The organism is Patulibacter sp. SYSU D01012, from assembly GCF_017916475.1.
In the GTDB taxonomy this organism is placed as follows: Bacteria; Actinomycetota; Thermoleophilia; order Solirubrobacterales; family Solirubrobacteraceae; genus Patulibacter.
In genome coordinates this window covers 771806-791554 of record NZ_JAFMTB010000001.1, presented here as the reverse complement: position 1 = coordinate 791554, position 19749 = coordinate 771806, and the positions used below count along the sequence as shown (strand labels likewise).

Below are 19749 nucleotides of genomic sequence, written 5' to 3'. Positions count from 1 at the left end.
CAGCTCCGGGCGGGGCCGATAGCGTGCGGCCCGCGACGTCGCCTGGCGCCCTGGCGCTCTCCCGTCCCCGACCGCGACGACGCACCGCCATGGACCCCGTCATCTCCCTGAGCCACGTCACCAAGCGCTTCGGCCACAACGCCGCCGTCGACGACGTCACGATCGACGTCCCCCGCGGGCACTGCTACGCCTGGCTCGGCCCGAACGGCTGCGGCAAGACGACGCTCATCCGCATGATGCTCGGCCTGGCGCGCCCGACCTCGGGCCGCATCGAGGTGCGCGGCCTGTCGGTGCCCGGCCACACCCGCGAGGCCCTGTCGCGCGTCGGCGCCATCGTCGAGGAGCCGCGCTTCTACCCGTACCTGACGGGCCGCAAGAACCTGGAGATCTGGGCCGCCCACCAGGGCCCGGAGAGCAAGGCCGCGATCGGCGGCGCGCTCGAGCGCGTGGGCCTGGCGGACCGTGCGAAGGACAAGGTCGGCACCTACTCGCTGGGCATGCGGCAGCGCCTCGGCGTCGCCCGCGCGCTGCTCAACGATCCCGAGCTGCTCGTGCTCGACGAGCCGACGAACGGCCTGGACCCGGCCGGCCTGGCCGAGTTCCGCGACATGATCCGCGCGCTCGTCGCTGAGGGCCGCAGCGTCTTCATCTCCTCGCACATCCTCAGCGAGGTCGAGAAGATGGCCGACCAGATCGCGATCATCGAGAAGGGCAAGATGCTCGCGAGCGGCTCCGTGGCCGACCTGCTGCGCGGCGGCTCGCAGGCCATCGTCGTCCGCCCGGACGACGTCGCGCGCGCCACCACGGTCCTGCAAGGCCTGCCGTTCGCCCGCGAGGTGCTCGCCGCGGACGGCGGCACGGTCGAGGTGCGCGTCGACGAGGTCGCGGACGACCAGCTGCTGCAGACCGGCCGCGAGCTGTTCTCCGCCGGCGTCGGCATCCTGGAGCTGCGGCCCCGCCGCGAGACGCTCGAGGCGCGGTTCCTGGAGCTGACGGGCAAGACCGCCGGCGAGCTCGGCGGCGGGCCCGCCTCCACCGCGGGGGGCGCCGCCACGGACGCCCCGGCCACGACCGGAGAGGAGGCCCGCTGATGCTGCGGCTGCTCGGCGCCGAGGTCCGGCGCATCACGGGGCGTCGCGCCTCCTTCTACGGGGCCACGGCCTTCGCGGTGCTCATCACCGTCCTGGCCGTCGTGCTCGCCGACCAGAACGACGGCAACCAGGCGCTGGACAACTACTCGAGCGCGGGCCGCTACGCCGGCCTGCTGGGCGTCGTCGTGATGGGGGCGCTCGCCGGCTCGTACGACACCGCCAACGGCACCATGCGCTACCTGGTGCTGACCGGCGTCCCGCGCTGGCAGCTCGCCGCCGTGCGCCTCCTGGGGATCATGGTGGCCGCGCTGCCGATGGCGGCGCTCGTCCTGCTGATCTCGATCGTCCCCGCGTCCTCCGCCGCCGGTGGGATCACCGGCGACGCCGTCGTCCACGCCGTCTGGGCCGTCCTCGCCACGCTGTGGACGTGGGGCCTGGTGTCGACCGGCATCGGCATGCTGATGCGCTCGAACGGCCCGGCCATCGCGGCCAGCGTCGTCCTGTTCTTCGGCGGCACGCTGATCACGGGGCTAGTGGCCGAGTTCGTCTCGGAGACCCTGGCCAACTACCTGCTGCCGGTCGTCTTCGACCAGGTGGCGATGTGGGAGGGCAAGGGCGGCGCCAACGACTACCGCCTGGCCCTGGGCACGGCGGTCGTGGCGCTCGTCGTGTGGCTCGGCGCCATCGCGGCGCTCGCCGTCACGCGGGTGCAGCGGGACGAGTACTGATCCCGTCCCGCCCGCGCCGGACGCGCGGGCGGGACCGCTCCGCCCCGGCCGTCGCCGGCGCCCCGCGGCCTCCGCGGCGACGCCCGGGCCGGGGCGGCGAGGGATCAGGCGAAGGGCGTGACGATCCCGAGCGCGGCGCACGCCGCCCCGGCGTCGCGCCGCAGGTCGGCGTCGCGGCCGGCGTAGGCGCCGGCCTCGGCGCGGTCCAGGAACGCCTCCAGGGCGTGCGCCGCCGGGGCCGGCAGGGCCAGGCCCGAGCGCAGCAGGTGCTCCGCGTCGCGCAGGCGCCCGCAGGCTCCGCTGCCGTCGGCCGTGCGCCGGGCCGCCACCACCGCGGCGATCCGGGCGGCCAGCCGCTCGCGGCGCCGCCGGTCGAGCAGGTCGCGCACGCGGGCGGTCATCGGCGCGCCCGTCGCCGCGACGGCCGCCGCGGCGGCGGTCGGGGCCGACGGCGACGGGGCCGCGGCGCGCACAGGCGTGGCGGGCGGGGCCGCGGCGGGCGTGGCGGGCGCGAGAGCCGGCGCCGGCGGGCGACCGGCGGCGATCCGCGGGGTGGCCCGGCACAGCGCGGCGGCCCGCGCGGCGGCGCGGTCCGCCGGGGTCGTGTCGCCGGGGCGGCCGGTGGAGGCGGTGGGGCGAGAGGCGATGGCCATGCCCCTACGGTGCGCCCGCCCCCGCGCAGGTCGCCTGCAGATCGGGCAGCGCGGCGTCAAGGCCCTGTGAAGGGCGCCGAATCGCCCGTCCCCACCGGCGTTTCCGCCCCGGCCGTGGAGACCTGCGCTACAGTCGGCAGCACATCTCAGCGCGGCCGACTCAGATCATCTGGACGTCGACGGCGCGCGGTGGTACGGTTCACCAAGGTCACAGTTGACTCTCTCAACTACCCAGGACACCCAAGCAATGCCCACCACGCTTCCCCTGATCCCGCTGGACGACGTCGTCGTCTTCCCGACGATGGACGTGACCCTGCCGGTCGACCCGGGCGACGAGGAGCGCGTGCTCCTGGTGCCCCGGATCGACGGCGAGTTCGCGGCCGTCGGCACCATCGCGCACGTCAAGCGCCGCGTCCGGCTGCCCGGCGGCGGTCGGGGCGCGATGTTCGAGGGCGAGGCGCGCGGCGTCGCCGGCGCCGCGCACACCGGCCCGACGGGCGACCTGCGCGTCAGCGTCGAGGAGCATCCCGACGAGGAGCCCGTCGACGGCCGCACGCGCGAGCTCACCCGCACGCTGCGCGCCACCATCGACGAGATCCTCACCGCCCGCGGCGACGACGGCTCGGTGGCCGCCGTGCTGCGCGCCATCAAGGCGCCGGGCGCCCTGGCCGACTCGCTCGGCTACGACCCCGAGCTGACGGTCGAGCAGAAGGCCGAGCTGCTCTCCACCCTCGACGTCACCGAGCGCCTGGAGCGCGCCGTCGAGCTCATGAACGAGCGCCTGACGGACCTGCAGCTGCGCCAGAAGATCCGCGAGGGCGTGGAGTCCGGCGCCCAGAAGCAGCAGCGCGAGTACCTGCTGCGCAAGCAGATGGAGTCGATCCGCCACGAGCTCGGCGAGGACGACGCGTCCGTCGTCGACGAGTACCGGCAGAAGATCGAGGCCGCCGGCATGCCCGAAGCCGTGCGCGAGCAGGCCGACAAGGAGCTCGGCCGCTTCGAGCGCATGGGCGGCGAGGGCTCCGGCGAGGCCCAGACGATCCGCAACTACCTCGACTGGCTGCTGGCCGTGCCGTGGGGCGAGCGGTCCGAGGAGAACCTCGACCCCGTCCACGCCCGGCAGACGCTGGACGACGACCACTTCGGCCTCGAGGACGTCAAGGACCGCATCGTCGAGTTCCTGGCCGTCAAGAAGCTGCGGCAGGACCGCGGCCTGGACGACGCCGAGGTGACGAAGAACTCCAAGCGCCGCGCCGGCGGCACGATCCTGACGCTCGTCGGCCCTCCGGGCACCGGCAAGACGTCGATCGGCGAGTCGATCGCGAAGGCGACCGGCCGCGAGTTCGTGCGCATCGCCCTGGGCGGCGTGCGCGACGAGTCCGAGATCCGCGGCCACCGCCGCACGTACATCGGCGCCCTGCCGGGCCGCCTGGTGCGCGCGCTGCGCGACGCCGGGACGATGAACCCGGTCGTGCTGCTGGACGAGGTCGACAAGGTCGGCGCGGACTGGCGCGGCGACCCGTCGGCGGCGCTGCTCGAGGTGCTGGACCCCGCGCAGAACCACTCCTTCCGCGACCACTACCTGGACGTCGAGGTCGACCTGTCGCAGGTGCTGTTCCTCGCGACGGCCAACAGCCTGGACACGATCCCGGCGCCGCTGCTGGACCGCATGGAGGTCATCCCCTTCGACGGCTACACCGTGGCCGAGAAGACGGCGATCGCCCGCGACCACCTGGTGCCCCGCCAGCGCCGCGCGAACGGCCTGCACGACGACGAGGTCACGATCGACGACGCCCTGCTGCGTACCGTCGTGGACGAGTACACCCGCGAGTCGGGCGTGCGCCAGCTCGAGCGCCAGGTCGGCACGCTGCTGCGCAAGACCGCCACGCGCATCGCGTCCGGCAAGGACGAGGCCCCGGTCGCCATCGACCTGGACCGCGTCCGCGACGCCCTCGGCCGGCAGAAGGTCTTCCACGAGTCCGCGGCCCGCACGGCGGTGCCGGGCGTGGCGACCGGCCTGGCGGTCACGGGCACCGGCGGCGACGTCCTCTTCATCGAGGCCACGCGCGTCCCCGTTCCGGGCAGCAAGGGCGGGCTCGTGCTCACGGGCCAGCTCGGCGACGTCATGAAGGAGTCGGCGCGGATCGCCCTCTCCTGGGTGCGCGCCAACGCGGAGAAGCTGGGCATCGACGAGGCCAAGTTCGAGGACGCCGAGTTCCACGTCCACGTGCCGGCGGGCGCGATCCCGAAGGACGGCCCCTCCGCCGGCATCACGATGGTGACCGCCCTGGTGTCGCTCCTGACGGGGCGCCCGGTCAAGCACACCGTGGGCATGACCGGCGAGGTGACCCTGCAGGGCCGCGTCCTGCCGATCGGCGGCCTGAAGCAGAAGAGCATCGCCGCCCACGCCGCGGGCCTGACCGACGTGGTCATCTCGGAGCGCAACCGGGGCGACCTGGACGACGTGCCCGAGGAGGTCCGCCAGGCGATCACCTTCCACCCGTCGATGGGCCTGGACGAGGTCCTCGAGGTCGCGCTCGAGGAGCGGGTGGCCGAGGTGGCCGGCGCACGCGTCTGATCCCGCACCGCCCCGGCGCCGTGGGAGGCGGCGCCGCCGGGCGACGGACGACGGACGAGGGCCCCGCTGAAGCGGGGCCCTCGGTCGTTCCGCGGGGGGGGCGGGCCGGGCTCGGCCCGGCGCGGGCGGCGTCGTCTGGGGTCAGTGCGCGCGGCGGAACGCGTCGTAGCCGGGCTTCTTCAGCCCGTTCTCGAACAGCAGCCCGCCGTGCGTGCCGCTGCCGATGTTGTCGCCGTCGTAGAGGTGGACCCACCCCAGCCCCCACGCCCCGACCTGGTGCGCCACCGCGAACGCGTCCGGGATCCACGCCGCCTGCGCCTTCAGCGTCGTGTAGTAGATGAACTCCGAGTCGGGCCCCGTCGGGATCGTGTACTCCGAGAGGTACAGGCGGATGGAGCGCTTGCCCCGGGGCTTGGCGAGCCGCGCGTCGATCACCCGCCGCAGACGCCGCAGGTCCGACATGTCGACCACCTGGGTGGGCGACGGCGGCTTGGTCAGATCGGGACGTCGCAGGCCGAAGGGGTTGTGCCCGTACAGGTCCATGCGCGGCGGGCGCCCGTTCGGCAGCCGCAGGTACCGCGCCCAGTTCTCCGGCCGGGTGTCGCCCCCGCTGAAGGACATCCCCCCGACGACCACGTTGCGGCGGTTCACCGCCTTCAGGTCGGCGTACGCGTCGTCGAGCACCCGCGCGTACGCCCGCGGCGCACGCTGCTGGGCGCGCGAGAGGCGCGTCTCGCGGAACGTGCGCTGCGGCGTCGTGGGCTTCCAGCGCAGCCCCGAGTTGGGCTCGCCGCCGACCATCCAGATCCGCACGCCGGGATAGCGCCGCGCGGCTGCCCGGGCGAACGCGCCGTAGTCGCCGGGGCGCCGCGGCGCGTAGGACGCGTCCCGTCCGCCGTTCGCCCACGACGGCGTTCCGGCGAGCTGGACGGCGACCTGCATGCCGAAGCGGCGCGCCTCCGCGACCGCCTGGTCCACCGACGTCGGCCAGACGTACGCGGGGTCGTGCGGGTCGGTCGGTCGGGCGGGCCGCCGGGGCGCGGCGTCGTTCCACGTGATGGCGATCTGGAAGACGTCCACCCCCAGCTCGTGGTAGATCGGGAACTGCGACACGCCGTTCAGGGCCACCGGCCCCCAGAACATCTTGCGGAGCTTCGCCGCCTGCCCGGCGGCAGGCTGGGCCATCGCCGCGGCCAGCACGGCGACCAGGACGACGAGCAGCCGCGCCCGCGCGCGCCTCATCGCCCGGCCCCCGTCCGGCGGCGCAGGAGGATGCCGACGCCCGTCGCGGCGGCGACGAGCGCGACCGCGAGCGCCACGGGCAGCACGGTCGATCCGCCGCCGTCGCCCGGGGTGGCCGACGCGGCCGCGGTCGCGCGCTCGCGCGGTGCGGCGTCCGCGGCCGTGCCGCCGTCCTCGTCGCCGCGCGTCCGCGCCGGTCGATCCGCCGGGTCCGTCGTCGACCGGTCGGCGTCGTCCCGGGCGCGGGCGCCCGACGCCGTCCCTCCGTCGCGCTCCGTCGCCCCGGACGACCGTCCGCCGTCCGTCGGGGAGCGCTCGTCGATGCCCTCGCCGAACAGCGTCGACCCGCCGCCCGCCGACGAGCGGTCCTCGCCGCCGCCCGACCGGCGGCCGCCCTCGTCGCGGCGGGTCCCGGTGCCCCGCGCGTCGTCGAGCGGGATCGCGTACTGGCGGCCCGACGGCGAGTCCGGATCGATCGTGACCCCCGGCTCCTGCGCCCGCGCGGTCGCGGGCGCGGCGACCGCCAGGACGGCGACGGCCAGGGCGATGCGCTGGGGGCGTCCTCGGACCATCCTGCGAGTATGCCCGCTGCTCCCCATCCCGGCGGCAGCTGCCACGATGTCCCGCGTGTGCGGCATCTGCGGCTTCGTCTCCCCGGACCACGTCGAGCTCGACCGCGCCGCCGGCCGCCGGATGTGCGAGACGATCGAGCACCGCGGCCCCGACGGGCACGGCGAGGTCGCGGTCTCGGGAGCCGGCCGGCTCCACGGGTGGATCGGTCACCGCCGCCTGCGCATCGTCGACCTGAGCGAGGCCGCGCACCAGCCGATGGAGGGCGAGGACGGCGCGGTCGTCCTGACCTACAACGGCGAGATCTACAACTTCGAGGCGCTGCGCGACGAGCTGCGGCGCGCGGGGGCCACGTTCCGCTCCCACGGCGACACCGAGGTCGTCCTGCGGGCCTACGAGACGTGGGGCGACGCCTTCGTCGAGCGGCTCGACGGGATGTTCGCGCTCGCCGTGTGGGACGCCCGCCGCGGACGGCTGCTCCTGGCCCGCGACCGCACCGGCAAGAAGCCGCTCTTCTACAGCACCGCCGGCGGACGCCTGACGTTCGCGTCCGAGATCAAGGCGCTGCTGACCTGTCCCTGGGTCCCGGGCGAGGTGGACCCCGAGGCCATCCCCGAGTTCCTGACCTACGGCTACGTGCCCCACCCCCGCACGTCGTACCGGGACGTGGTGCAGGTGCCCCCCGCGTCCGTGGTGGTCTACGACGACGACGGCCTGCACGCGCCGCGCGCCTACTGGAGCGCGGTGCCCGCGCACGGCACCGATCTGCGGGTGGGCCCGCCCGTGCTCGAGCGGATCGCGGGGCTCCTCGAGGACGCAACGAAGCGGCGCATGGTGGCCGACGTGCCGCTCGGGGCGCTCCTGTCCGGCGGGATCGACTCGTCGCTGGTGGTCGGGCTGATGACCCGCCACGCGCAGGAGCCCGTGCACACCTTCTCCATCGGGTTCCCCGAGGAGCCGTCCTACGACGAGCGCTCCCACGCGCGCCTGGTGGCCGAGCACTTCGGCACCCGGCACACGGAGCACGCCGTGCGCATGGACGCGGTCGCGCTCGTCGACCGGCTGCTCTGGCACCACGACCAGCCGTTCGCGGACTCGTCCGCCATCCCGACGTTCGTGGTCGCGCAGCTGGCGCGGCGCGACGTCAAGGTCGTCCTGAACGGCGACGGCGGCGACGAGGTCTTCGGCGGCTACCACCGGTTCCGGGCCGCGGCCGTCTCGCGGTTCCTCCCCCGCGCCGTCGCCCGCGCGGGCCGGCCCGTCGCCGGCCTGCTGCCCCGCGGCGACGGGTACGGCGATCTCGGCCGCCGCGCCCAGCGGTTCCTCGAGCGGGCCGAGGGCACGGTGCTCGACCGCTACCAGTCGTGGATCGCGGTGGCCGGCGAGGAGCTGCTGCCGTCGCTGCTCTCGCCCGACCTGCGGGCGCTGGCCGTCCGCTCGCACCTGCGCCGGTCCATGGACGCGGCCTACGCCGACGCCGACGGCCTGCCCGACCTGGACCGGATCCTCTACGCGAACCTGCGCACGTACCTGCCCGACGACCTCTCGGTGAAGGTCGACCGGACGACGATGGCCCACGGGCTCGAGGCGCGCTCGCCGTTCCTCGACACGGCCCTCATCGACTACGTCGCCCGCCTGCCGGCCCGGCAGAAGGTAGGGCTGCGCCACGTCAAGCCCGTCCTGCGCCGCGCGTTCGGCCCCCTCCTGCCGCCGCAGATCTGGGACCGGTCGAAGCAGGGCTTCGGCGTCCCCATGCACCGCTGGTTCCGCGAGGAGCTGGGCACGATGTTCGCCGACGAGGTGCTGGCGTCCGACGCGCGCACCGCGGCCTACCTCGACCGGGCGGCCGTCGGACGGCTGCTCACGGACCACCGGGAGCGCCACGCCGACCACGGCGCCCGCCTGTGGACCATCCTCGTCCTGGAGCGCTGGCTGCGGCGGACCGAGCGGCCCGTCGAGACGCGGCCGCCCGGCGGCGACGCGGTGCTCGACATCACGCCCGCGTCCTGATCCGGCCCGCCCTCAGACCCGACGGAACACGAACTCGTTGCAGCCCAGGCCGCGGCGCACGGTCAGGCGCTCGAGCAGCAGGCCCTGCGCGCGGCCCCGCTCGACGACCTCGTCGGGCGTGGCGACCTCGAACGGGTAGCCGCCGACCCAGTCGATCAGGTCGTGCCACCGGCTCATGCCGCGCGCGCTGCGGTACCGCGTCCAGGTGCGGAGGTACTCCTCGGGATGCCCGCGGGCCGTGCGCGCCCCGAGCGAGAGCAGCTCGCGGGGGACCATCACGGTCAGCGCCCACGGCAGCCGCAGCCGCGGCGGCAGCCGGTTGTAGCGCCACTTGATGCGGCTCCAGATCCGGCTGCGCGCCCCCTGGTCGTTGTAGAGGGCGATGAACAGCACGCCGCCGTCCGCGACGGTCCGGGCCGCGTTGTCGAACGCCTCCCACATCCGTCCCGTGTGGTGGAGCACGCCCCAGGAGTAGACGACGTCGAAGCGGCCCAGCCCGTCCACGTAGGCGCGGTCCAGGACGCTGCCCTGCTCGACGGTCCAGTCCGCGTCCGCCGGGCCGAACCGCCGGCGCAGCTCGTCCGTGCACCCCACGCTGGAGGCGTCGTAGTCGAACGAGTGCAGCCGGGACGCCCCCAGGCGCGCCGCGGCGAGCGAGAACAGCCCGCTGCCCGACCCGATGTCGAGCCACGTCCGGCCCCGGACCCCGTCCTCGCCGAGCATCTCGCGCAGGGAGCGCTCCGCCTCGCGGATGCGCGTGTCGTCGAGCACCGCGAGGAACCGGGCCCAGTTCTCCCCGAAGGCGAAGCGGGTCTCGTCGGCCGGCGGCTCCATGGCCTCCATCGTCGCACGGGATCGCCTACGGTCTGGTGATGCCCCGGACCCGACGCCGCGACGTGGCCTTCTTCGCGCCGTGGGCGGGGCCGAACCTGACGGCGGCGGGCATGCCGAGCGGCGGGGCCGAGGTGCAGATGCTGCACCTCGCGCGGGGTCTGGCGCGCCGGGGGACGCCGGTCGCGCTCGTCACGTACGCCGTCCCCGGCCTGCCCACCGACGTCGACGGCGTCGAAGTCGTGCCGCTGCGCCGGTCACGTCGCGGCCGTCCGGGGCTGCGGCGGCTGATCACGCTCGGGTCCACCGTCCACGCGCTCGGAGCGCTGCGGGCCCGCGTGGTCGTGCAGCGCTCGGCCGGCTCGACGACGGGGATCGTGGGGGTCGCGGCCCGGCTCACCCGCACGCGCTTCGTGTACTCCAGCGCGAGCACCGTCGACTTCTCGCTCGGCGACCTGGGCCACGGCCGGGGCGCCCGCCTGCTCTTCGCGCTCGGTGTGCGGCTCGCCCACGAGATCGTCGTCCAGACCGACGAGCAGGCGGCGCTCTGCCGCGAGCGGTTCGGCCGCCGGGCGACCGTGATCCGCAGCGTGGCGGAGCGGCCGGCGGTCGAGCCGGGGCCGTACGACGAGGGATTCCTGTGGATCGGCCGTCTGCCGGCCTACAAGAACCCCCTGGCCTGCGTCGCCCTCGCCCGCGCCGTCCCCGAGGCGCCGTTCACGATGGTCTGCGTGCCGTCCGCGGACGACCCGCCGGGCCTGCGGCACGAGCTCGAGGAGGCCGCGGCCGCGCTGCCGAACCTGCGGGTCCTCGGCCCGCAGCCCCGTCCGTCGCTGCTCGAGCGGATGGGCCGCGCGACCGCCATCGTCAGCACGTCCGACTTCGAGGGCATGCCGAACACGCTCCTCGAAGGGTGGAGCCGCGGCGTGCCCGCCGCCACGCTCGCCCACGACCCCGACGGCGTCATCGAACGCGAGCGGCTCGGCACCTGCGCCCACGGCGCGGTCGACCGCATGGCGGAGCAGCTGCGCGTCGCCTGGGCCACGCGCGCCGGCGACGAGGCGTCACGGACCCGCGCACGGTGCCGCGACTACGTCCGCCGCGAGCACGACCCGGCGGTCGTCGTCGGGCGGTGGTCCTCCGTGCTGGCGCCGCGGACGAGGCGCAGGTAGAGCTGCGTCGTCGCCCGCACGCTCGCGTCGAGCGAGAACTCGTCCTCGATGCGGCGCCGCCCGGCCGCGCCCATCCGCCGGGCGGCCGCGGGGTCGGCGACGAGCCGGCCGACCGCGTCGGCGAGCGCCGCGGGCTCGCCCGGCGGCACCAGCAGCCCCGTGACGCCGTCGACCACCAGGTCGCGGATGCCGTTGACGCGGGTGCCGACGACGGGCACGCCGGCCGCCATGGCCTCCATCACCGCGCCCGGCATCCCCTCCTGCGACGACGCGAGGCACGCGACGTCCGCGGTCGCGAGCAGCGCGGCGACCCGCTCGGGGGGCAGCGCTCCCGGCAGCGTGACCACGGCCTCGAGGCCGGCGGCCCGCACCTGCGCCGCGACGTCGGCGCGCAGCGGGCCGTCGCCGGCGAGGACGAAGCGCGCGGGCGTGCCGCGGTCCCGCAGCAGCCCGGCGGCCGCGACGACGTCGCTCTGGCGCTTGACCGGCGTGAAGCGCCCGACGCACGCGACCGTGGGCAGGCCGTCCGACGTCGACCGGTCGGGAACGCTCCAGGCGGCGGGGTCGAGGCCGTTCGGGATCCAGTGCAGCCGGCGGGCGGCGATCCCGTGCGCGCGCAGCACCTCGAGCGCGCCGGGGGAGTTGGCGACGTAGGCGTCCACGAGCGGGGCCGTCGCGCGCTCGACCGCCATCACGAGCCGCCCGCGGGGGCCGTCGAGGTGCTCGATCTCGGTGACGTAGAGCCCGCGCACCCCGGTCACCCGGCGGGCGGACGGGACGACGAGCCGCCCGAGGACGCGCGTCACCACCCCGGTGCGGAACCCGTACCCGCACAGGACGTCGGGCCGCAGACGGCGGAGCACCGCGCCGAGCCGACGGACGAGCCCGGCGGTGCTGCCCGGCCCGAGGGGGACGACGGGCACGCCGCTCGCCCGCAGCCGGCGCGCCACCGGCCCCGGGGCGTCCAGCGTCACGACCGTGGTGCGCACGACGCCGGGGTCGCTGCGCTCCGCCAGCGCCGCGACCATCAGCTCGGTGCCGGCCAAGGCGTCGCGGTTGAGCACGTGCACCACGTGCAGCGGACCGCGTCGCGCGGACGCGCGCGGCGGGCCGGCGACGGTCATGGCCGGCAGGGTATCCGCCGGCTGCCGCCCGACGGTCACGACGCGCTCCGGCCGAGCCGGGACGCCACGGCGCCGCGCGCGGCCGCGAGGCCCCGCCGCGCCGCCGCGAGCTCGTCCCTCCCGGGCAGGAGCGCGCTGGGCCGCGCCCCCGCCACGCGGACCGCCCAGGCCCCCAGCCCGGTCGCGAGCGCGCCGTACGCGAGCGTCGACGCGACGGAGGCGCCGTACAACCCGACCGTCGGGAGGAGGACGGCGTTGAGCGCGAGGTTCAGCGCGAACGCCCCCGCCGCGATCGCGGTGATGCGGCCCGGACGCCCCTCGCGCAGCAGCCAGTTCCAGAGCGGCCGCACGACCGTCATGGCGCAGACGCCCGGCAGGAGCGCCACGAGCGGCCCGTACGCCTCGCCGAACGCCGGCCCGTACAGCGCCGGGATCACGAGCCACAGCGTCGCGGCCGCCAGGACCGAGAGCGCCGCCGCCACGAGCAGGCAGATGCGCGCCGTGCGCAGCGTGACCGCGGCCGCCGCCTCCTCGTCCTCGACGCTCTGGAACGGCAGGGCCGCGACCGCCATCGGCGCGGCCGCCGTGCCCACCAGCTCGGCGAAGAGCACCGCCACCGAGTAGATCCCGACCTCGCGCGTGCCGAGGAGCCCGTCGACGAGGAAGACGTCCGAGCGCAGCAGCAGGAAGAAGGCCACGAAGCCCGGGTGGATGCGCAGGCCGTAGGCGGCCACCCGCCGCAGCAGCGGCCGGTCGCCCGTCGGGACGGGCGGGGCGAAGCCCCGGCTCCACCACGCCAGGAACCCCCACGAGACGGCGGCGTTCAGCACGTACACGAGCAGCACCTCGGTGACGCCCAGGACGTCGAGGGCGAACAGCACCGCCAGCGCGGCCGCCTGCACGACGCCGGCCAGCACCACGGCGGCCTGCGAGCGCACCAGGCGGCCGCCCAGCACGAACAGGTTCATCATCCACGTGCTGTGGACGACGAAGGGCAGGGCCAGGGCGGCGAGCGCCAGGTCGCCCGTGCGCATGCCGCCCACGCGCCCGTCCGGCGCCACGATCCAGGGGCCGGCCAGCACGACCAGGCCGGCGCCGCCGATGACGAGGCCGTACGTGGCCGCGACCCGGGCGAGGCGGCGCAGGTCGACCAGCCGCTCGGCGAAGAAGTACGTCGTCGCCATCTCCAGGCTCAGGTGCAGGACGGAGAACGTCGTCATCACCGTCGTCACGGGCACGTAGTAGCGACCACGCCCCGTCGGCCCGAGCGCGCGGGCGACCAGCGCGCTCACCACCAGCCCGAGCACCAGGATCGCGAACTGGGCGGCCAGCGTGATCGCGGCGTTCCCTCCGAGCGTCGCGGTCCGTCGGGGCATCGCCGCCCATGTTCGACCATGGGCGCCGGGTGAGGCGGCGCGCGTCCGAGAGCCCGTACGCTTCGCGGCCGATGCTCCGCGCCCGAGAAGCGACGTCCTGGGGGCCGCGCGCGCTGGCGCTGGCCGCCGCGCTCGGGCCGTTCTGGCCGACCACGCTCGGGGTGCCGCAGCTGTTCGTCGGCCGCGTGCTGCTGGTCGTCGTCGCCGTCGGCGTGGCGCTGGACCTGCTGGCGCTGCGTGGACGGCCGCCGCGGCCCGCGTGGGCCGCCGCCGGCCTGGTGGCCGCGCTCGGGACGCTCGCGGCCTGGACGCTGCTGAACGGCGCGGCGTGGGGCTGCTTCTGCTCCGGGACGGCGCAGGGATTCACCGAGCTCGTCGTCCTCGTGGCGCTCGCCGCGGTCGTCGGGCTGTACGCGTCCGCGCGCGCGCTCGCGCTCGTGGTGGCCTGCGCCGCCGGCGGCGCGCTGCTCGGCGGCGTCCTGGCCGCGGTGGGCCTGAAGGACCTGCACGCCGCCGTGTACGCCCCGACGCGCAGCGTCGGCCGGCTCGACGGCGTCTACGGCAACGCGAACTTCCTCGCCTACCCGCTCGCGCTCGCGCTGCCGGGCGTCGCCGTCGGCGTGCTCCGCCTTCGCGGGCGCCTGCGGATCCTCGCCGGCGGCGCCGCCCTGGCCCTCGCCGTGCTCCTGCTGGCGACGTACTCGCGGGGCTCGCTCCTGGCGGCGGGCGTCGGCGTGCCGGTCGCCCTCGGGCTCGCCCGGCCGCGCACCGGGGCCGCGCGGCGTCGCCGCCCGGTCGCGATCGCGCTGGTGCTCGGCGTGCCGGTCCTCATCGCCGCCGTCATCGCCTCGCCCCTCTACCGCTCGCAGCGGCTCGAGGCCGACTTCGGCCGGGACCGCGTCACGGGGGCGTCCGCCCAGGACATCTCGGGGTGGAACACGACGCCGCGGGTCGGCGTCCCCGTCGCCGGCGCCCGGATCGCGAACGTCGACGGCGACGACCTGCGCGTCGCCGCGGCGCGCGCGAACCAGGGGGTCGGGTTCGACGTCGGCCCGGCGTTCGGCCGCTCGACGGTGGTGTGGTCGTTCACGCTGCGGGCGGACGGCGCGCCGGGCACCCCGGTGCGCTGGCAGGTGCTGGACACGGCCGATCGCCCGGTGGCGGCCGGCCGCCACCGCCTGACGGCGCGCGCCGCCCCGGTGCGCGCCCGGTTCGCCGCGGCGCGCGGCGCGGGCTACCGCCTGGCCGTCTGGGCCGAGCGGCCCGCGCGGTTCGTGCTCGACGACGTGTCCCTGTTCGAGCGGCGGCCGGGGGCCGTCGGGGCGGCCCGACCGCTGCCGACCCGGCTGCTCGGGACCGTCCCGGAGGCGATCCGCCAGGCCGAGGGGCAGTACGTCGAGTCGCGCTTCACCGGCGTGGAGCTGGCCCTGCGGGCCTTCGCGGAGCAGCCGCTCCGCGGCATCGGGCTCGACCGCTTCCCGGCGTACGCCGCCACGCACGCCCGGTACGGCAGCCTGCCGACCCACAACGCCTACGCGCAGATCCTCGCCGAGCTCGGCCTCGTCGGCCTGCTGCCGTTCCTCGTCGCCGCGGGGCTCGTGCTCGTCGCCCTCGTCCGGGGGCGCGCGCACCCGGCCCTGCGCGCCGCGCTGGCCGGCACCGTGGCCGCGGGCGCCGGCAACCTCGTGTTCATCAACGGCCTCGCGTCCCCGGGCGCCGCGATGCCGCTGGCGCTCGCGGTGGGGCTCGCCGCCGCGCTCGCCGGCCCGCGGCCGCGGCGCGCGCCGGCGGCGGACGGCCCGGTCTCGGACCCCGGCGTCGGGGCCGACGTGGTCCCCGGCCCGGAGCCGTCGACGGACGGGCACCCGGACCCGGAGCCGGACCCGGACGGTGAGCCGGACGCGGACCCGGACGGTGAGCCGGACGCGGACCCGGACGGTGAGCCGGACGCGGACCGGGACGCCGATCCCGCCGCGGACGGCCCGTCGGTCAGCGGGCCTGCCGAAGCGCCGCCCGCAGACCCGCGTCGCGAGGATTGAGCGCGAGCGCCCGGCGGTAGGCCCGACGGGCGGCCGGACGGTCGCCGGACCGCACCTGCAGATCGCCGAGCAGCGCCCACGTGACGAAGCTGTCGGGCTGCCGGGCGAGCGCGGCCCGCAGCGTGGCGATCGCGGGACGCGCGTCGCCGAACCGGGCGAGCGCGGCGGCCCGCGCGTAGTAGGCGTCCATGCGGTCGCGGTCCAGGCGGATCGCCCGGTCGGCCAGGCGCACCGCGCGCGCCGGGTCCGTGGCGACGGCCGCGCGCGCCGCCGTCGTCGCGCGGTCCGCCACGAGCCGGCGCCCCATGCCGACGGCCGCCACGAGCGCCACGGCCACCACCGCCGCGGCCGCCAGCCGGCCGCCCTGCTGCACCCACGCCCCGCGGCCGCGGGCGGCCCCACCGGCGGGCGCGGCCGCCGGCGGAGGCGGGGCGGCGGCGCGGACCACGAGCGCCACGCCGACGAACCCGACGCCCGTCACGCCTGGCAGCAGGACGATCCAGTCGACGCAGGAGTGCAGGAGCCACGCAGCCGCCATGCCGGCGCCCGCCGCCGCGAGCGCACGGTCGACGGGATCGCGGCCCGTCCGCCGCGCCGCCCCGCCGACGGCGAGCGCCAGCCCGGCGACGAGCACGAGCAGGAACGCGGCCCCGACGAGCCCGAGCTCGCCCAGGGTGCCGAAGAGGACGCTGTGCGCCTGCTGCACGGCCTCGGTGGTCCGCCGCTGGCGGAAGTACGGGACGACGAAGCCGCCGGCGCCCTCGCCGGCGAGCGGGTGCGCCCGGAAGCTGCCCCACGCGATGCGCCAGTAGTCGTAGCGGGTGCCCGCGCCGGAGAAGAGGCGCGATCCGGCCCCGTCCGCCTGCGCCTCCACCCCGACGAACGCGCGGTACTGCTCCGCGACGCGGTCCGCGATGACGGGCGACCGGACGACGCCCACCAGGAGGGCCGCGCCCACGACCGCCGCCAGCGCCACGCGTGCGGCCGTCCGGCCGCGCACGGCGACGGTCCCCCGCAGCCGCGAGGCGAGGGCGACGCACGCCGCCCAGGCGACGCCGACCGTCCCCGCGGCGAGGAGCACGGCGCGGCCGGCGTGGTGCACCGCCGAAGGCGGCGTCCCCCGGTACGTGGTGCTCCCCAGGACGTCGCCGAGGGTCCCGGCGATCGCGACGAGCGCCGCCGCGACGAGGAGCGCCGCCCACGCCCGGCGGACGCGTCCGTCCACCGCCAGGACGACCACGAGCGCGCCGACGACGAGCGCGGCGAGGACCCCGCGGGACTGGCAGAGCAGCGCCAGCCCGGCGAGCAGGGTGGCCGCCGCGGCCGCGGCGCCGGCCGCCGCCGCGGAGCGGACCGCTCCGCCGATCCCGAGGGCGGCGAGCGCGCCGAGCACGTAGATGCTGCCCTGGCCGTTCACGTAGCCGAGGGGCTCGTTCAGCCGCCCGGCGAGCAGCACGGCCCCGCCGTCCTCGGCGAGCAGGCGTCCGACGGTCCACGCCGCCACGCCTCCGACGCCCGCCAACGCGCCCACCAGCGCCGAGAGCGCGGACCGCCGCTCCCGCACCAGCAGGAGCAGCAGGAGGAGCAGGCCGGCGAGCGCCAGCAGACGCTGGCCGTCGAGCGCCGCGATCGACGCCGAGGGCGCCCACCGCGCGGACGCGAGGCTCCACAGCCCCAGGCCGGCGACGCCGCCGACGGCGAGGGCGCCGGGGCGGGTCAGCCGCAGCGGCGCCGCGATCGCCAGGACGACGACCGCGGCGATCACGACCAGGCCGGCAGGGATCCACGTGGTGCTCGCGTAGCCGCCGTGCAGCACCGGCGACAGCCCGAGCGCCAGCCCCAGCAGCCCGCTGGCGGCGGCACGCCGGGTGGCCGCGCCGAGCCCGGACGGGGGCGACGGAGCGCGACGGGACGGCACGATCGCGGAGAGCCCCACGCGGCGGACTCTAGTCGCGGCACCAGCGGCCGGCGCCGCGGGCGTGCCGGGCGTCACACGGACGGCACGGACCGCGTACGGTACCCCGATGGCCCCAGGGTTCCCCGCCTCCGTCGCCGTCATCGGACTCGGCTACGTCGGTCTGCCGCTCGCCGTCGCGTTCGCCGAGGCCGGCGTGTCGGTGCTGGGCGTCGACCGCTCCGAGGCGGTGGTCGCAGGGCTGCGGGCGGGCCGCTCGCACATCGAGGACGTGCCGGCCGAGCGCCTCGGGGCCGTCCTCGAGCGCCTCGACGCGACGACGTCGACCGAGCGCCTGCCCCAGGCGGACGCCGTCCTCATCTGCGTCCCGACGCCCCTGAACGCGAACCGCGAGCCGGACCTGACCGCGCTCACCGCCGCGAGCGACGCGGTGGCCGGGCAGCTCCGCGCGGGGCAGACCGTGGTGCTGGAGTCGACGACCTACCCCGGCACGACGCGCGAGCAGCTGGTGCCGACGCTCGAGCGCGGCTCCGGCCTCGTGGCGGGCACGGACTTCCACGTCGCCTACTCGCCCGAGCGCATCGACCCGGGCCGCACCGACTTCACGCTCGCCACCACCCCGAAGACCGTCGGCGGCTACACCGACGCGTGCGGTGCGGCGGCGCGCGACGTGTACGCGACGGTCTGCGAGGACGTCCGCGTCGTCTCGAGCCCCGACGTCGCCGAGCTGTCCAAGCTGCTGGAGAACGTGTTCCGCTCCGTCAACATCGCGCTCGTCAACGAGCTGGCGATGCTGTGCGACCGCATGGGGCTGGACATCCGCGAGGTCGTGGACGCCGCCGCCTCGAAGCCGTACGGGTTCATGCGCTTCGATCCGGGGCCGGGCATGGGCGGGCACTGCCTGCCCGTCGACCCGTTCTACCTGGCCTGGCGGGCGCGCGAGTTCGACTTCTCCACGGAGTTCGTCGAGCTGGCGGGGAAGATCAACCAGCAGATGCCCTACCACTGCGTCCAGCGGGCCGAGCGGGCGCTCAACGACCAGGGCAAGGCGGTGCGCGGCAGCCGGATCGCGATCCTGGGCGTCGCGTACAAGCGCGACGTCGGCGACATCCGCGAGTCGCCGGCGCTGAAGATCGTCGCCCTGCTGCGGGCGCTGGGCGCGGACGTGCGCTACCACGACCCCCACGTCGAGGCGCTGCCGGAGCTCGAGCTGCGCCACGAGCCGCTCGATCGCGTGCTCGCCGACGCCGACCTGACGGTGATCGTCACGCCGCACAGCCACGTCGACTACGACGCCGTGGCGACGGACGACCGGATCGTCCTGGACCTGCGGGGCGTCGTCGCCGACCGGCGGCGTCCGAGCGTCTACTCGCTCTGAGCGCCGGGCGCCGGTGCGGCGAGCCGCTGCTCCTCGGCCAGGAGCAGCCCGACGCCGACGGCCGCGAGCGCCAGGTACGCGACGGCTCCGACCACGGCGAGCGCGACCGGCCCGCGCGCGACCGTCACCCCCGCCGCGCAGACGAGCACCTGCGTCGTCCCGAGGGCGACCGCGACGCGGCGCGGCGTCCCCAGGTGGCGTCGTGCGCGGTGCGTCAGGTGATCGCGGCCGCCGGTGAGGATCGAGATGCCCCGCCGGCGCCGGGAGAGCACGACGAGCGTGGTGTCGACGAGCAGCAGGCCCACGAGCAGCAGGCCGGCCGGCAGCGCCTGTGCGCCCGGGGCGGCCGCCGACGCGGCCGTCATGGTCAGCGTCGCGACGACGAAGCCGGCCGGCATCGATCCGCCGTCGCCCAGGAAGATGCGCGCCGGCGTGGCGAGGTTGTGCCGCAGGAACCCGAGGCAGGCGCCGGCGAGCGCCGCGCCGGCCGCCGCGGCCCACGGGTCGTCCGCGAGGGCGCCGAGGGCGGCGATCGCGAGCCCGACGACGAGCGCCATCGTCGACGCCGCGCCGTCCATGTTGTCGAAGAGGTTCAGCGCGTTGACGACGAGCACGACCCACGCGACCGTGAGGACGAGGTCGACCGCGGCCCCGAGCCCCGTGTCCCACCCGAGGCCCAGCGCCCAGGAGCCGGCGGCGAGCGCCGCCTCGACCGCCACCCGACAGCCCGGCGGCACGGTCCGCCGGTCGTCGACGGTCCCGACCACCCAGAGGATCGCCACGCCGGCCGCGAGCGCCGCGGTGCGTCGCCCGTCCACCCCGGCGGCCAGGGCGACGAGGACCAGGACGAAGGCGCTCATCACCGCCGCCCCGCCCAGGTACGGCGTCGGCGCCGCGTGGCCCTTGTAGCCCGCGGGCGCGTCGTAGAACCGCCAGCGCGCAGCGGCGCGCGCCGCGACGGGCGTCAGCGCGTACGCCGCGACGCACGCGGCCAGCAGCGCGAGCGCGAGTCGCCCCTCAACCGGCACGCCGGCGACCCCGC

At 76.6% G+C, this 19749-nt stretch carries 15 protein-coding genes; 7 read left to right on the top strand and 8 right to left on the bottom strand.

Going from position 1 to position 19749, the window contains the following annotated elements; translation table 11 throughout:
• The first annotated feature begins 89 nt into the window (after window positions 1-89).
• Window positions 90-1091, top strand: a complete 1002-nt coding sequence (locus J3P29_RS03505) for an ABC transporter ATP-binding protein (RefSeq protein WP_210491648.1) — start codon at window positions 90-92, stop codon at window positions 1089-1091.
• Window positions 1091-1819, top strand: coding sequence for an ABC transporter permease subunit (locus J3P29_RS03500; protein ID WP_210491647.1), 729 nt, complete (start codon window positions 1091-1093; stop codon window positions 1817-1819). The genes J3P29_RS03505 and J3P29_RS03500 overlap by 1 nt, the downstream gene beginning before the upstream one ends.
• Before the next feature lie 104 nt (window positions 1820-1923).
• On the opposite strand, the gene J3P29_RS03495 is transcribed toward J3P29_RS03500, so the two are convergent.
• Complete coding sequence (locus J3P29_RS03495; RefSeq protein WP_210491646.1) at window positions 1924-2472, bottom strand: hypothetical protein; 549 nt, start codon at window positions 2470-2472, stop codon at window positions 1924-1926.
• Between the two features lie 247 nt (window positions 2473-2719).
• Between J3P29_RS03495 and lon the strand changes: the two genes are divergently transcribed.
• Entirely contained in the window at window positions 2720-5050 is a 2331-nt protein-coding gene (lon, locus tag J3P29_RS03490; RefSeq protein ID WP_210491645.1) for an endopeptidase La, read from the top strand.
• A gap of 141 nt (window positions 5051-5191) precedes the next feature.
• Here lon and J3P29_RS03485 read toward each other — a convergent pair whose 3' ends face one another.
• Window positions 5192-6292 (bottom strand): hypothetical protein, encoded by a 1101-nt coding sequence (locus tag J3P29_RS03485; RefSeq protein WP_210491644.1) that lies wholly within the window; start codon window positions 6290-6292, stop codon window positions 5192-5194.
• Window positions 6289-6864, bottom strand: a complete 576-nt coding sequence (locus tag J3P29_RS03480) for a hypothetical protein (RefSeq protein ID WP_210491643.1) — start codon at window positions 6862-6864, stop codon at window positions 6289-6291. Before J3P29_RS03480 ends, J3P29_RS03485 begins: the two co-directional genes overlap by 4 nt.
• Window positions 6865-6919: 55 nt before the next feature.
• Here J3P29_RS03480 and asnB point away from each other — a divergent pair, with 55 nt between their 5' ends.
• Window positions 6920-8872, top strand: a complete 1953-nt coding sequence (gene asnB, locus J3P29_RS03475) for an asparagine synthase (glutamine-hydrolyzing) (protein WP_210491642.1) — start codon at window positions 6920-6922, stop codon at window positions 8870-8872.
• Window positions 8873-8884: 12 nt separating this feature from the next.
• Here asnB and J3P29_RS03470 read toward each other — a convergent pair whose 3' ends face one another.
• The gene (locus J3P29_RS03470; protein WP_210491641.1) at window positions 8885-9706 is read right to left on the bottom strand and encodes a class I SAM-dependent methyltransferase; all 822 of its coding nucleotides are present in this window, start codon (window positions 9704-9706) and stop codon (window positions 8885-8887) included.
• Between the two features lie 38 nt (window positions 9707-9744).
• Between J3P29_RS03470 and J3P29_RS03465 the strand changes: the two genes are divergently transcribed.
• Window positions 9745-10875 carry a glycosyltransferase family 4 protein gene (locus J3P29_RS03465; RefSeq protein ID WP_210491640.1) on the top strand — a complete coding sequence of 377 codons (1131 nt, stop codon included), beginning with the start codon at window positions 9745-9747 and terminating at the stop codon, window positions 10873-10875.
• On the opposite strand, the gene J3P29_RS03460 is transcribed toward J3P29_RS03465, so the two are convergent.
• Both J3P29_RS03460 and J3P29_RS03455 read right to left on the bottom strand, forming a co-directional pair.
• Window positions 10794-11999, bottom strand: coding sequence for a glycosyltransferase (locus J3P29_RS03460; RefSeq protein WP_210491639.1), 1206 nt, complete (start codon window positions 11997-11999; stop codon window positions 10794-10796). The two genes, J3P29_RS03465 and J3P29_RS03460, sit on opposite strands and share 82 nt — an antisense overlap.
• Window positions 12000-12034: 35 nt before the next feature.
• Entirely contained in the window at window positions 12035-13375 is a 1341-nt protein-coding gene (locus J3P29_RS03455; protein WP_210491638.1) for an oligosaccharide flippase family protein, read from the bottom strand.
• 71 nt (window positions 13376-13446) lie between these two features.
• On the opposite strand from J3P29_RS03455, the gene J3P29_RS03450 reads away from it, so the two are divergent.
• Window positions 13447-15414, top strand: coding sequence for an O-antigen ligase family protein (locus tag J3P29_RS03450; RefSeq protein ID WP_210491637.1), 1968 nt, complete (start codon window positions 13447-13449; stop codon window positions 15412-15414).
• Here the strand turns inward: J3P29_RS03450 and J3P29_RS03445 are convergent.
• A complete protein-coding gene (locus J3P29_RS03445) occupies window positions 15365-17350 on the bottom strand; it encodes an O-antigen ligase family protein (RefSeq protein WP_210491636.1) in 1986 nt (661 codons plus the stop codon). The two genes, J3P29_RS03450 and J3P29_RS03445, sit on opposite strands and share 50 nt — an antisense overlap.
• Window positions 17351-17438: 88 nt before the next feature.
• Between J3P29_RS03445 and J3P29_RS03440 the strand changes: the two genes are divergently transcribed.
• A complete protein-coding gene (locus J3P29_RS03440; RefSeq protein ID WP_210491635.1) occupies window positions 17439-18707 on the top strand; it encodes a nucleotide sugar dehydrogenase in 1269 nt (422 codons plus the stop codon).
• Here J3P29_RS03440 and J3P29_RS03435 read toward each other — a convergent pair.
• Window positions 18695-19735 carry an MraY family glycosyltransferase gene (locus tag J3P29_RS03435; protein WP_210491634.1) on the bottom strand — a complete coding sequence of 347 codons (1041 nt, stop codon included), beginning with the start codon at window positions 19733-19735 and terminating at the stop codon, window positions 18695-18697. The two genes, J3P29_RS03440 and J3P29_RS03435, sit on opposite strands and share 13 nt — an antisense overlap.
• Window positions 19736-19749 lie beyond the last annotated feature (14 nt).